Below are 16,604 nucleotides of genomic sequence, written 5' to 3' on the forward strand. Positions count from 1 at the left end.
TAATTAACAAGGAGGATTTGAAATGAGTGTATTACGTAAGGTATTGGCTTCCAGCGATAGTTTTTCTGTAGAAAAAAAGTTTTGGGAAGACAGATTATCCGGTGATTTTGTAAACGGAAGTTTTCCATATGATTTTAGGGAACAGGATACGGACGAACCAGAGTATGGCATATGCGAATTTGAGTTTGACGGTAAAATTTCATCCAAACTGCTTAGTATCAGTAATAACTCACATAAGAGACTTTTCCTAATACTTATGGCAGCAGTTAAGTGTCTCCATTATAAGTATACGGGCTCAAAGGATACCGCTATTGGTACATCGGTGTATAAACAGCAAGAAGAAGCAGATTATGTTAATAATATACTCTTAATCAGGGATTCCATAGACGAGGGTACCTCCTTTAAAGATATGCTTCTATTGGTCAGGGAATCAGTGAATAAAGCCTATGAAAATGCCAATTACCCTTTAGAATATTTATGGAACGATTCAAAGGAAAATGCAAGGAGATTGTTTGATTCTGCCGTTATATTACTTAATATTCATGACAGATCCTATTTAGATAGTGTCATGCCTTCACTGATTTTTTCATTTATAGAAGCTGATGGAGTAATCAAGGGGCATTTGGAGTACAATACTAAGCTTTACCGAAGTTCAACTATGCAAAATATGATAGCTCATATGAAGAATTTACTTAAGTTGATTTCGGAAGACATAAACATAAAAATATCAGATACAGATATTTTATCACCTGAGGAAATTAATAAGATTCTTTTTGAGTTTAATGATACTGATGCAAATTATCAAAAGGATATGACAATACACAGGATGTTTGAGGAGCAGGTTGAAAAGACGCCTGACAACATTGCTATTTCCTTTGGTGACAGAAATATAACATATAAAGAACTGAATCAGAAATCAAATCAAGTGGCAAGGCTTCTGCAGGAGAAGGGGATATTACGCAACAGTATTGTTGCTATAGTTCTGGAACGTTCCCCTGAAATGATAATCGGGGCATTGGGGGTATTGAAGGCAGGGGGTGCATACCTGCCTATTGATCCCACATATCCTCAAGAGAGAATCAGGTATACTTTGGAAGATTCTGAAACAAAGGTTATGCTGACACGGAATGAACTTGTATACGACTTAGACTTTAAGGGAGAGATACTTGATTTAAGTGATGAGGGCATATACCAAGGTGACATTTCTAACATTGAATCAGTAAATTCACCGGATGATTTGGCATATATAATTTATACTTCCGGTACAACCGGAAAACCCAAAGGTTCAATGATTGAGCATAGAAATGTTATTAGACTTTTATCCAATGACAAGTTTCAGTTTGATTTCAGCCAAAATGATATTTGGACAATGTTTCATTCATTTTGCTTCGATTTCTCAGTTTGGGAAATGTATGGAGCTTTATTGTATGGCGGTAAGCTTGTTATTGTACCGAAACATGTTGCACAGGATACAAAGGAGTTTTTAAGCCTTTTAAAACGGGAAAGAGTAACTGTTTTAAACCAAACACCTACGGCTTTTTATAACCTCTCGGATATAGAGGAGGAGCAAAACGAAAGGGACTTGAGTATAAGATATGTCATTTTTGGGGGTGAAGCCTTAAAACCTGTTAAATTGAAGCCTTGGAGAGAGAAGTTTCCCCATGTCAAGTTTATCAACATGTACGGGATAACTGAAACCACCGTTCACGTTACATATAAAGAAATAACCACAGAAGAAATGGAATCCAATATTAGCAATGTAGGAAAGCCCATTCCTACAACCACTACTTATATCATGGATAGCAATTGCAAGCTATTACCAATCGGCGCGCCCGGTGAGATATGTGTGGGAGGTGATGGGGTAGGTAAAGGGTACCTCAACAGACCGGATTTAACAGAACAGAAATTTGTTGATAATCCTTATAAAAAGGGAGAAAGGATATACAAATCCGGAGATCTTGGAAGACAATTACCCAACGGTGAAATTGAGTATCTTGGAAGGATAGATCATCAGGTAAAAATCAGAGGGCATAGAATTGAACTTAGTGAAATAGAAGTTCAGCTTTTAAGTTATCCAAAAATAAAAGAAGCCGTTGCGGTAGTAAACGAAGATAAGGATTCGGAAAAGTCTATCTGCGCTTATTTCGTTGCAGATGGGGATTTGACCGTAGCAGAAATAAGAAATTACCTCACAGGTATGTTGCCTCAGTACATGATACCTGCATACTTCATACAGTTAGATAAGCTGCCTATGAATTCCAACGGCAAAATTGACAAGAAATCTCTGCCACAACCTGCAGGGAATATATCCACGGGAGAAAAATATGAGGCTCCCAGAAATGATGTTGAAGAAAAGCTGGCAAAGGCATGGGCAGAAGTTCTGGGAATTGAGAAGATAGGTATAAACGACAGTTTCTTAGCTTTAGGAGGAGACTCTATTAAGGCTATGAAGATGATGCCTATTTTAAATAATTATGATCTTAAGCTGGAGATTAAAGATTTGTTTCAATATCCAACAATAAGGGAACTCAGCGAACATGTTGGCGCATTTACAAAGCAGATTGATCAAGGGACTGTAGAGGGGGAGGTCATACTTACTCCTATTCAGAGATGGTTTTTCTCAGGAGAATCCCAAAACATAAATCATTTTAATCAATCCATTTTGCTTTATAAAAAAACAGGACTTGATGGGGCTGTGATTAAGAAAGTATTTAACAAAATCCTTGAACACCATGATGTACTCCGCACTGTTTTCAATCAGAAAGACGGAAAATGGACACAGTTAATCCGAAGTACAGAGGGGGATTTGTTTACTTTAGAGACAATTGATTTGACTGATAAGGCTGATTATAAGCAAAGTATGCAGGAAGAGGGCAATATACTTCAGAGCAGTATGGATATCAGCAAAGGCCCGCTGGTAAAACTGGGGTTATTTAAAACCGTTGAAGGCGATTATTTGTTAATTGCAATACACCACTTGGTAGTAGATGGTGTATCTTGGAGAATAATACTTGACGATTTTGTTTCCGGCTATAAACAGGTATGCGAAAATAAAGAAATTAAATTGTCTAATAAAACAGAATCATTCCAGCAATGGGCATCTGTTCTGGAGGAGTATTCAAAAAGCAAAGAGTTACTTGATGAAATAGATTATTGGAGACATTTGGGGAATTATAGCAAAGAGTTGCTGCCTACAGATGGAACAGCAAAAAGTAATAAAAATATTGATAGCAGCATGATAACAGTATCTTTGCCTGAAAAAGATACTGATGAGCTTTTCAAGTCTTCCTATAGAGCTTACAAGCTTGAATATAATGAGGTACTGCTTACTGCCCTTGGGCTTGCTCTTCGGGAATGGACTGGAAAAACCAATACTTTGGTTAATGTTGAAGGTCATGGAAGAGAAAAAGTTGACGGTTCAGTTGAAATATCCAGAACTGTAGGATGGTTTACATCAATTTTCCCTGTTGCTTTGAATGTTACTGAAAGCGGTTCTGTTTATGACAGCCTTATGTCAATTAGGGATACTTTGAAGGCCATTCCAAATAAAGGCGTGGGTTACGGTATATTGAAGTATATGACACCGGAGGAGTACAAAAGTGAATTTGATTTTGATATACGTCCCGACATTTGCTTCAACTTCTTTGGACAGCTTGACAAGGATTTGAGTGCAAGTGAATTCTCTATATCGAATTTACCTGCTGGAGATATGGTTTCTCCTGATTCTGAGAGACGTTATATACTTGATATTAACTGCATTATAACAGAAGGCGAGCTGCAGTTGATGGTCAATTATAACAAGCATGAATACAAGAGTGAAACAATTGAAAAGTTTGCAAACAGCTTTATTAAGTACCTTAGGGATATTGCAAGTCACTGTGCTGAAATAGATACAACCGGTGCTGTAGCAAGTGAGCTGTTAGTTGACCAATCTGACTCAGTATATCCTAAAGCTATGCCTAAGCCGGAAGAAATCAGCATTCCGTTCCCGCTTACTGATGTACAGATGGCATATTTGATGGGAAGAGACAACTTATTTGAAATGGGTGGGGTTTCTACACACTCATACATGGAAATAGAAACAAAGCTGGATATGAAATTATTGGAAAACAGCCTTAATAAGGTGATTAGAAGACATCCAATGATGAGGGCAGTTGTTTATAAAAATGGGCAGCAGCAGATTCTTGAAGATGTGCCATATTATGAAATAAAAACAATGGATGTAAGCGGACTTGATACACAAAGCCAGATGAAATACATTGAGGAAGAAAGACAGAGAATGTCCCACTTCATATTCAACACAGAAGAATGGCCTTTGTTTGAGTTAAAAGCTTTTAAGCTTTCCCAAGACACTCACTATTTATTTTTTGGACGTGACTTACTGATAGCTGACGGAGCAAGCATGCAAATCATTGGTAAAGACCTGATTGACTTCTATATTAACCCTGATAAGGACATTCCGGAATTGGAGTTTACATTCAGAGACTATATGCTGGCTTACAAAGATTTTAAGCAAACAGACCTTTACAATTCGGATAAAAAATATTGGTTAGACAAGCTGGATTGCTTCCCACAAGCTCCTGCACTTCCGCTGAAGAAAATGGAACAGGGCTTTACACCCCATTTTAAGAGATTTAGCACAATTATAGAAAAAGCGGACTGGGAGAAACTGAAACAGAAGGCAAGGCAGAATAATATAACTCCTTCTGCACTGGTCTGTACGGCATATGCAAGGGTGTTGGCATATTGGAGCAACCAGCCGGATTTGGCTATTAATCTTACTGTATTCAATCGTTATCCTGTGCATAAAGATGTAAATGAAATCGTGGGTGATTTTACATCTGTAGTGCTGCTTGGTATCGAGTTAGAAGCCAACAGCTCTTTCTGGGAGTCCGCCAGAAATGTGCAGTCCGTATTAATGGAGGCTTTGGAGCACAGGCATTATGATGGAGTTGAATATATCAGAGAAATATCCAAGTATAACAACCTTGGTACAAAAGCAGCGATGCCTATTGTATTTACAAGTTTGTTATTCGGAGATGCTAATGGAAACGTAAACCATTTAAATAGGCTTGGTGAAATAAAAATGGGACTGGGGCAGACGTCTCAGGTCTATATAGATAATCAGGTCACCGAAATCGACGGTAACCTTGAAATATGGTTTGAGTTTGTAGATGAGCTATTCGAAAGAGATATAATTGAAGCCATATTCAATCAGTATACCGGAACTTTAAAAAGTCTCATTGATACTGACAGGGACCAAAAACTGATCCCATGCCAAAACGATGTGAATGCTATTGCAAAATATAATAGTACCCGGGAAGATATTTGCCCTAACACTCTACAGAGTATGTTTGCAGATCAGGCAGCGTTGACACCTGATAATATTGCCTTGATTTCGGAAGAAGGCATAATGACATATGGGGAATTAAACACAAAGAGTAATCAGGTTGCAAATTATCTTAGAAGTCAAGGTGTTCAGAGGAATGAGCTGGTAGGCTTATCGGCAAAGCGATGTATGGATACTATTGTGAACATGCTGGGAATTCTGAAAGCTGGTGCGGCTTATGTACCTGTTGACCCTGAGTATCCACAGGAGCGCAAGGACTACATACTGTCAAACAGCAACTGCAAGATGATATTACACCCTGAACTTTATCAAGATAAAAACCTGTGGACAGAAAGTAAGGAATTAGAAATACTTGGAGATATCTCTGATGTTGCATACGTAATATATACTTCCGGAAGCACAGGCAAACCCAAGGGGGTAATTATTACACACGATGCTGTATCAAATACCATAATTGATATAAATCGCAAATTTAAGGTCAATGAAAATGATAGGATAATCGGATTGTCTTCAATGTGTTTTGACCTTTCTGTTTACGATATTTTCGGTGCGTTGTCCAGTGGAGCAGCTCTGGTATTGGTTTCAGACCAAAGAGATGTGAATTTATTACGAAAAACTGTTAATGAGCATAATATTACTATTTGGAATTCAGTACCGGCAATAATGGATATGTTGGTTGATAATCTGGAGGATGATTTTAAAAATTCGTCTTTAAGGCTTGTACTTCTAAGTGGTGACTGGATTCCAGTAAACCTACCTGAGAGAATTAAAGGATTTTTTGAAAACTCTGCGATTATTAGTCTTGGAGGAGCCACTGAAGCTTCCATATGGTCTATTTACTATCCCATTACGGAAGTAAGGAGTGAGTGGAAGAGCATACCTTATGGAATGCCTCTGGCAAATCAGACATTTTATGTACTGAACTATGAAAAGGAATTGTGTCCTGTGGGTATACCCGGAGAGCTATATATAGGCGGTGTCGGCCTTGCAAAGGGATATTGCAATGACAAAGAAAAAACCGACAAAGCGTTTATTGTTCATCCTAAACTTGGAAATCTATACAGAACAGGAGATTTTGGAGTTCTTCACTGTGAAGGATATATAGAATTCCTTGGCAGGAGGGATCATCAGGTAAAAATTAAAGGGTATAGAATAGAATTAAATGAAATTGAGAACTGCCTTATAAAACATCAAGACATAAAAAACACTGCTGTAATAGACCGCACTGATGTAAACGGTAAAAAATACTTATGCGCATACTATTCTTCAGACAGTTCTCTTGGAACATTTGAGTTACGTGAACACCTTGCAAAAGAACTGCCTGATTACATGATACCTTCATATTTTGTTCATTTGGACAAAATTCCGTTGACATCTAACGGAAAGGTTGATAGGAAATCCCTTCCTGAGCCTGAAATGTTCACAGAGGACGATGACAACTATGTAGCGCCTAGAAACTCTACAGAAAAGGCCTTGGCAAAAATATTAGTTGATTTATTGGGAGTGTCTAGGGTTGGAATTAAAGATAACTTTTTTGAGCTGGGAGGAGATTCTTTAAAGGCTCAGACATTCATAAACAGGATTAATAAAAAACTGGATGTAATAGTTCCTATTATCCAGATTTTTAGGGAGCCTACAATAGAAGAAATAAGTGAATATATTTTAAAGCAAAGCACAACAGACATTGTAAAGCAGGAATCCGAACCAACAAAAGAAGTGAAATACTACTGGTCTCCTATAGCTCATTGGAGCCAAAGTGAAAATGCCATAAATATAGAGATGTATTCATATAGCGGCATTGCGTTGGAATTGTTCCCAAAACTTTATTTTATCACTCAGAAAGGTATTACGCTTAATGACCTTGTAAAAGAGTTTTCTGAGTTTGATGAAAGCAAAGTGAAGAGCTTTATAAATGATTTGATTAATGACAGAGTTCTTGTGGACAGGATGCTCACTTATCATGAGGTATCGTATCCACAAGGGAAATTCTTCAATAATCCATACGGAGAAGAACTGCTTTATGACCCGGCAGCATACAATGACTTTAAAAAGATACAACTAAACAGAAGCTTTGAAAAGGCTAGAGAAGAAAAGATTATACTTGAAGGCAACGAAGATTTTCCAGAGTATATAAAAGACAGACGTTCCTACAGAACCTTTGATGAATCTAAGGAAATACCATTTGCAGACTTTTCTAAAATGATGTCTGTATTTATGCAGCACGAGGAAGACGGTACAACCAGATATTACTATCCAAGTGCCGGAGGACTTTACTCTGTGGATGTTTTTGTATACGTTAAAGAAAACAGGGTTGAAGGCTTAAAAAGAGGTTTGTACTACTACAGCCCAGTATATAACAGTCTCCAGATTGTAAATGACTCTTTTGAACTGACGGAGGAAGTACATTATTACAGTAATAAGGCAATATATAAATCTTCTGCATTCTCTGTATTTCTGATTTATGATGCAAGGGCAAATATGCCCAAATACGGTTCAATGGGGTATTTCTTTGGATGTATTGACTCAGGTATAATGGTATCCACTTTGACACAGTCAGCTGAGTTAGTGAATATCGGACTATGCTCAATTGGTGATATGGATTTTAAGAAAATAGAGACTTATTTCAATTTAAATGAAAATCAAGTCTTTATCCATGCCATTGAAGGGGGCTTAAAGCCTGAACACTACGAAATGGATATTGTAGAAAAACAGAATAGCGAGTCTGATATATCTGTGACAACACCCGGATTAAGTCAGCAAGAGTACTATCCTGTATCATCAGCTCAGAAACGCCTGTTTTTACTGCAGTTGTTACAACCTCAAAGTACAGGCTACAACATTCAGGATGTAAAAATTATAGAAGGAAAGCTTGATATAGCCAGGATTGAAGCTGTGTTCAAAAAGTTAATCAAACGACATGAATCCTTACGGACATCCTTTGAGTTCGTTGATGGTGAACCCATGCAAAGGATATGGGAGGATGCAGACTTCCAGGTAGACTTTGTTGATGCTCAAGGTGAAGATTTGGATTCATTGGCAAAGTCATTGATTAAACCTTTTGATTTATCTAAGGCTCCATTATTTAGGGTTTCAATAGCCTTAATTGGCAATGACAAATACATGCTGTTTTTGGACATGCATCATATTATCTCCGATGGAACTTCAGCAGGTATCCTTATCAAGGACTTCGTTACTCTATATTCGGGAGCTGTTTTGCCGGAACTTAAAGTCCAATATAAGGATTATACCGCTTGGCATAATCAGTTCCTTAAATCGGATGTTATGAAATTGCAGGAAAAATATTGGATGGATATATTCTCTGAAAGCATACCTGTACTCAATATTCCTACGGATTTTCCAAGACCGGATATTCAAAGCTTTGAGGGGAGTGTTGAGAAATTCAGTGTTGATGAAATAACCACAAGAAAGCTCAGAAAAATAGCTTCACAAAAAGGCTCCACCCTTTATATGGTTTTGCTTACAGCGTATTACATTTTGCTCTCCAAATATTCTGCTCAGGAGGATATTGTGGTTGGAACTCCTATAGCTGGACGACTTCACAGTGATTTCGAGGATACTATTGGAATGTTTTCAAACATGTTGGCATTAAGAAGTTATCCTTCAGGAGAAAAACTTTTCTCTGAATTTCTGGAAGAGGTAAAGCAAACTACTATAAATGCCTTCGAAAATCAAGGATTCCAGTTTGAAGAACTTGTAATTAAGCTGGGAGTAAAGAGGGATGCAAGCCGTAACCCATTGTTTGACACTGTTTTTGTTCTTCAGAACATGTACAACTCCTTATTACAGTATAAGGGTATAGAAATCAAGGAATTTGACTACAAGGGGAGATCTGCCTTGTTTGACATATTACTAGAGGCATATGAGGAGAATGGCAACATATATTTTAACTTTTATTATTGTAATAAATTATTCAAAGAAGATACTGTGAAAAGGATGTCAAAGGACTACCTTGAAATATTATCCAGCGTGATTGAAAACCAAAACATTAAGCTTTCTCAAATTGAGATAGGGGATGCAATCCTTAAAACGTCAACAACTTTGAAACAAGATATACAGTTTAATTTCTAGGAATAAGGAGCATAGAACAAATGGATAAATACACGGTGAATATAATGATGTCCAGCGATAAGTACAAGACCGAAAGGCTATACTGGATGGACAAACTGCAAGGGGAATACGTGCCTACAGGGTTTCCGACAGATAACGAATATAATATAAATGATACCACCCAAACCACGCACCTTCGAAAAGAGCTGTCAGGTGAAGTGTTTGATAGGATTATGCAAATTTCAAATAAGTCTGAGCTGGGTATCTATATTATTTTGGTTACTGCTATTAAAAGTATCCTGTATACATACAACAGGCATGAAGACATTATTATAGGTATGCCTGTAATTAAAACTGCTGAAAAGAATGAGATTAACAGCTTGCTGCCACTAAGAACCATTGTTAAATCAGATGCATCTTTTAAAGATTTATTAAACGATATCAAATCCACAGTCCTTGAGGCAGATGCTAATAAAAATTTCCCTATGGTTGGGGTTGCAGAGCTTTTGGGTATTCAGACAAACGAAGGTATGCTCCCTGACTTCAGAACAGTTGTATTATCAGAAGGAATTCATGATACTACAGATATTGAGGCTTGCGGGGCAGAAATCGTCATCTCCTTTAAAATAAAGGAGAGCAGTATCGGAGTGAGTGCAGAATATAATAACTCTTTATTTGAAGAGGAGACTGTATCCAGGATTTTTGATCATATATTTAACCTGTTAGAAAAAGCAGTAAAATCTCCTGAAACAAAGCTTTATGAAATAGATTTCATGTCTGATGAAGAAAAGAATAAGATCTTATTTGATTTTAATAAAACAGATGCGGACTATTGCCGAGAAAAAACCATACATAAGTTGTTTGAAGAGCAGGTTGACAGAACCCCTGATAATATTGCAGTACAGTTTAATAATAATACAGTTACTTATAAAGAGTTGGATGATAAAGCAAATACATATGCGAATTATCTGCTCAAATATCATAACCTGAAAGCTGATTCACTGGTTGGAGTCATGCTCGATAAATCGGATGAAATGATTGCTGTTACGCTAGGGATTTTAAAGGCCGGGGGAGCATATGTGCCTATTGACCCAGGGTATCCTGAAGAGCGTATCAGGACTATTATTGATGATTCCGGAATCAATATTGTTGTATCTTCTAAGAAACATATAAAAACTCTTAACAAACTGCAATGGGAGTGTAACAGTTTTCAAACATTTTTGTGCGTGGACTCCTCAGACGTTCACAACGAAGAAGAAAGTGAAAAAAGTGAACTCATGGGAGAGGATGTATGGAAATACGTAGGCTTGAATGCCAAGGATGATATTGAGGGTGGCGCATGGGTAAGCAGCTATACCGGCGAAAACCTTTCAGAACAAGATATGGAAGAGTATTCGGAAAATGTAGTCGAAAAGCTAAGGACTTATCTGGGGGAAAAGGTAAGAGTTTTAGAAATCGGATGCGCTTCGGGACTTAGCATGTACAAAATAGCACCCCATGTGGGACTTTACTACGGAACAGATTTATCTGAAGTCATCATCGAGAGAAACAGGAAAAGAATTAAGGACGAGAATATCCGGAATATAAAGCTATCGTGTGTCCCAGCCCATGATATAGATAAGATTGATGAAAAGGGTTTTGACATAATTATATTGAACAGTGTTGTCCAATGTTTCCACGGACACAATTATTTAAGGCAGGTTATTGCAAAGTGTATTCATTTATTGAATGAAAAAGGCACAGTTTTTGTAGGGGACGTTATGGATCAGGAATTAAAATCCGATTTAATTGAGTCCTTAATAACTTTTAAGAAAAATAATAGTGATAAAAATTATAGGACAAAGACAGAATGGTCAGTGGAATTGTTTCTGTCAAAGGGATTCTTTGAAGACCTGAGAGTCGATTTTGAGGATATATGCAGCGTTAACTTTTCTAAAAAGATACATACTATAGAAAATGAATTGACTCAGTTCAGGTACGATACAATTTTGCACATTGACAAGTCTGTACCATGTAAGAGTTCTGAAATAACAAAGCATAAACTCCAACACGGACTTGAAGAGCTAAGAAAATGCGGTACTGAGCGTGTTGAATCTAAAGCAAAGGCGGACAGCCTTGCCTATGTCATATATACATCAGGAACTACGGGTAAGCCAAAGGGTGCCATGATTGAGCATAGAAATGTAGTAAGGCTTATGGTGAACAGTAAGATGCCATTTGACTTTAATCATAAAGACGTGTGGACAATGTTCCATTCTTACTGTTTTGACTTCTCAGTTTGGGAAATGTACGGTGCTTTGCTTTATGGTGGCAAGCTGATTATTATTCCAAAATCAATTGCACAGGATACGGCCTCTTATCTTGAACTGCTGAAGCTCAATAAGGTGACTGTTTTAAACCAAACTCCTTCTGCATTTTACAGGTTGGTGGACGAAGAGCTTATGTCCAATACGAAAGACCTTTGCCTGAGGTATGTCATATTCGGCGGTGAAGCGTTAAAACCCGGAAAACTGGCGGCTTGGTATGACAAGTACGGTGAAACGAAACTTATCAACATGTATGGCATCACTGAGACAACGGTTCATGTAACCTATAAAGAAATCGGACAGCAGGAAATTGAGTGTAATGCTAGTAATATCGGAAAACCCATACCGACACTCAGAACATATGTAATGAGTGAGAACATGAGACTGCTGCCTTTCGGTGCAGCAGGAGAACTTTGTGTGGGTGGAGACGGTGTATGCAGAGGGTATTTGAACAGGGAGGAGCTGACAAAGGAAAAGTTTGTTGAAAACCCCTACAAGCCCGGTGAGAGATTGTACCGATCAGGTGACCTGGTAAAGCTTCTTCCCAACGGAGATATGCAGTATTTAGGAAGGATTGACCAGCAGGTAAAAATAAGAGGTCACAGGATTGAATTGAGAGAGGTTGAAAATGCACTGCTGAGGCATGAGGCGGTAAAGGATGCAATTGTCATGGACAAGTTGGATGATGGTGGGGACAAGTATCTTTGCGCATATCTGGTTTCCAGTATACCCCTTACGGTGTCCGACCTCAGGGCATATCTATCCCAAAAGCTGCCTGAGTATGCCATACCCTCATATTTTGTCAGGATAGATGAAATCCCCATGACCTCAAATGGTAAAGTTAACAAAAAGGCACTGCCGGATCCTATGGACAGTATCCAAACAGGTGTTGGGTACATGGAACCAACAGGCGAAACAGAGAAGAAATTAGTTGACATATGGAAGACAGTATTAAAGGTAAATAAAGTAGGAACAATGGACAATTTCTTTGAATTAGGGGGACATTCTTTAAAAGCTACGACCCTTATTGCTATGATTCATAAGGAATTTGATGTTGAAATACCGCTTTCTAGTGTTTTTCAAAACCAAACTGTCAAAGAACTGGCGGATTTGATAGAGAAAAGCAGGAAAAATCAATTTGTGTCCATTGAAAAGACGGAGGAAAAGGAATTTTACAGTTTGTCCTCTGCTCAGAAGAGAATATATGTTTTAAGCCAGATGAATCCTATGGGGCTAGGCTATAACATACCTGTAGCAATGAAGATTGATGGTGAGGTTGATAAGAAGCGTATAGAAGAATGCTTGAAATCAATAGTCCAAAGGCATGAAGTTTTCAGAACAGTTTTTGAAATAGTTGACGGAGAGCCTGTACAAAAAATAAGTCTTACATCTGACATATCAGTAGAGTATTTCAGCTGTGATAAGGATAAGGTATCTGAGGTGATTCAGGACTTTATAAAGCCTTTTGATTTAACAAAGGCTCCATTGCTTAGGGTCGGTCTCATAGAATTGGACAAAAGCACAAACATACTTATGTTTGATATGCATCATATTATTTCTGACGGAACTTCCATTGGAATACTTGTTCGTGAATTTGTCAGTTTGTATGAAGAAAAGGAAATGCCGCCGTTAAAGATTCAGTACAAGGATTTTGCTGCATGGCAAAACAATCTTTTAGAAACGGAAGCCATAAAGAAGCAGGAAGAATATTGGCTAAACAGGTTTTCAGGAGAAATACCTGTTCTGAATATGCCCACGGATTATGCAAGACCTTCGGTTCAAAACTTTGAAGGGGATACTGTACTATTTACCGCTCCCAAAGACTTATCATCTAAGCTGAATCAACTGGCATCGTCTTCAGAAGCCACATTATACATGGTTCTAAATGCGGCATACAACATACTTTTGTCAAAGTATACATGTCAGGAGGATATCATAGTAGGTTCTTCCATTGCAGGAAGGCAACATGCTGATACACAAAATATCGTGGGTATGTTTGTCAATATGCTTGCTATGAGAAATTACCCAAAGGCGGAATTGACATTCCGACAATTTCTTGAGAATGTTAAGGAAGTCTCGCTAGAAGCATATGAAAACCAAGATTTCCAGTTTGAAGAACTGGTGGACCGTTTGAACCTTAGAAGGGACTTGAGCAGAAGTCCTCTGTTTGATACGGTGTTTTCTATGCAAAATATGGATATGGGAAACATAGAGATTGAAGGTTTGAAGTTTATCCCTTATGAATTTGAGTACAAAGTATCAAAGTTTGACTTAACACTTTATGCGGCTGAAGAGAGCGGTTGTATAAGTTTTCGTATGGAATACAGTACCGGGTTGTTTAAACGAGAGACAATGGAAAGAATGGCCTCTAGGTTTGTACACATACTCATGCAGATTACAGAGAACCCGGACGTAAAGCTGTATGACATTGAGCTTGCAACAGATAAGGAAAAGCAGCAGATACTTACGGAATTCAACAATACTTATATGAAGTTTCCGAGCTGCAAGCCCATCCACGAGTTATTCGAGGAGCAATGTGAGAAAGCACCTGATAATACTGCCCTGGTCTTTGAAAATTACGAAATGAGTTACCGGGAGCTAAATGAAAAATCAAATTGCATTGCTAGGGTTCTCAGAGAGAAAGGCGTTCAAGTTGGAGATATTGCAGCGGTGATTGCTGATCCGTCTTTTGAGATGTTCATAGGTATTTTGGGAATATTGAAAGCCGGAGCTGCTTATCTGCCTATTGATCCTGATTATCCTGAAGACAGGATAAGGTATATGCTTAAGGATAGCAGGAGTAAACTTGTGCTAGGTACCGAGAGTCTGATAGCGGCCTTTGAAGAGGATATGGAATGCATTAGACTTGATGATGAAGAAATTTATACCGGGGATAGTTCAGGGGTTATCGCATATACCCGACCAGAAGATTTGGCATATATCATTTATACATCAGGTTCAACAGGCAAGCCCAAAGGGGTTATGGTGGAGCACAAGGCATTGGTAAACCTGTGCTATTGGCACATCACAAGCTTTAGTATCACAAGTTCGGACCGCAGTACCAAATATGCCGGGTTTGGCTTTGATGCTTCTGTATGGGAAATATTCCCATACCTTATATCAGGTGCAGCAATCCACATTATTTCAAAGGAAGTAAGAATGGATGTAAAAGAACTAAATAGTTACATGGAGAAAAATGAAATAACTGTTAGCTTTCTTCCAACCCATATATGTGAGCAGTTTATGAAGCTGGATAACAAGTCTCTTAGAAAGCTTCTCACCGGTGGAGATTATCTGAAGTACCATGAAAAAAGGAATTATGATTTAATCAACAACTATGGCCCAACTGAAAACACTGTTGTGGCAACAAGCTATCATGTTAATGGAAACTATGAGAGAATCCCAATCGGTAAACCTATAAGTAACTGTCAGGTATATATATTGGATAGATATAATAAGCTGATGCCGTCAGATATGCAGGGGGAATTGTGCATATCTGGTGATGGACTGGCAAGAGGATATTTGAACCTGCCTGAGCTGACAAAAGAGAAATTTGCTCCTAACCCTTATGCACCGGACAAAATAATGTATCGAACAGGAGATTTGGCGAGATGGCTGCCTGATGGGAATATTGAATTCTTAGGCAGAATCGACCAACAGGTAAAAATACGCGGTTTCAGAATAGAGTTGGGAGAAATAGAGTCACAGTTATTGAAACATGAGAAGATTAAAGAAGCAGTGGTTATAACCAAAAAGGATAGAAGCGGCAATATGTACCTATGTGCATATTTGGTAACAAATGAAGAGTTACAGGTGAACACAATAAAAGAACACCTTTTGAAAGAACTGCCGGAGTATATGTTGCCTTCCTACTATATTAGTTTGGAGAAATTGCCGCTTACACCAAATGGCAAGCTGGATCGAAATGCACTACCTGAGCCGGATGGAAGTATCAGTACGGGAGTTGCCTACGAAGCGCCTACAAACTCCATTGAAAAAAGTATTGCAGCTATATGGCAGGACATCCTTTCTTTAGAGAGGATTGGTTTGGATGATAACTTTTTCGATTTAGGAGGACATTCGTTAAGCTTGATAAAGGTTCACAATGAGATTGATAAAATATACCCCGGTATAACCAAAATCACTGATCTTTTTGCGAAGCCTACTATCAGAAAAATTGCAGAATTAATAGAAAATACTGTAAGCGCTGCTGTAAAAGGCAATAAGATTATACCCATTGAATTAAGCCCTGACTACCTAAGCGGAGATTTGCACAGAAGCATAAACGGTACATATAAATTTAATTTGGATGAGGACAAGCTAGAGCTTATCAAGACTATTTCCGAGAATAGAAAGATAAGGAATATTGATATATTAATGGCGGTTTATATCTATCTATTAGCTGAAATAACACAACAGAACGAAGTAATGGTTCTGGATATGAGTAATACCGGTAATGTGTTTATCCCTATAGCCATTAATAAAGATGAAATTGGAAATATAAATGACCTCTTTGAGATTGTAAATAAAAAGCATGGGGAATTTGATGAAAGGGATATTCTTAATATCAATGATATACGTCATAGAGTTAAGGAAATTTCAAAAACATCAATTATACCGGCGTTTGTTAGGAAAGATTTAGTTGCCCCTGGACTGGAACCTTCAGATTACTTTGATTTAATTTTAGTATTTGACGAGTATGATGAACAGATTAACATAAAAATTGAGTTTGGCAGCAGAATCAGCAGGGAAAAAGGCAGCCAGTTAATCAATGGTTACGTAAGGCTTTTGGAACTTTTTATTGATAAATGTATCAAGGAACAAGGGATATAGAAATAGCAATTATTGATGGAACGGATACAAATACTATTTGCACAAGC

General features: G+C 37.9%; 2 protein-coding genes. Both read left to right on the forward strand.

From position 1 onward, the window contains the following. Positions 1–22 precede the first annotated feature (22 nt). Entirely contained in the window at positions 23–9,439 is a 9,417-nt protein-coding gene (locus K412_RS0112740; RefSeq protein ID WP_024833473.1) for a non-ribosomal peptide synthetase, read from the forward strand. A gap of 20 nt (positions 9,440–9,459) precedes the next feature. Then, complete coding sequence (locus K412_RS0112745; RefSeq protein ID WP_024833474.1) at positions 9,460–16,557, forward strand: non-ribosomal peptide synthetase; 7,098 nt, start codon at positions 9,460–9,462, stop codon at positions 16,555–16,557. The last annotated feature ends 47 nt before the right edge of the window (positions 16,558–16,604 follow it).

It is taken from the genome of Ruminiclostridium josui JCM 17888, assembly GCF_000526495.1.
Taxonomy (GTDB): domain Bacteria; phylum Bacillota; class Clostridia; order Acetivibrionales; family DSM-1351; genus Ruminiclostridium; species Ruminiclostridium josui.

Coding starts and splice junctions, on each gene's coding strand:
- K412_RS0112740 (WP_024833473.1), top strand. CDS start 23: ATGAGTGTATTACGTAAGGTATTGGCTTCCAGCGATAGTTTTTCTGTA.
- K412_RS0112745 (WP_024833474.1), top strand. CDS start 9,460: ATGGATAAATACACGGTGAATATAATGATGTCCAGCGATAAGTACAAG.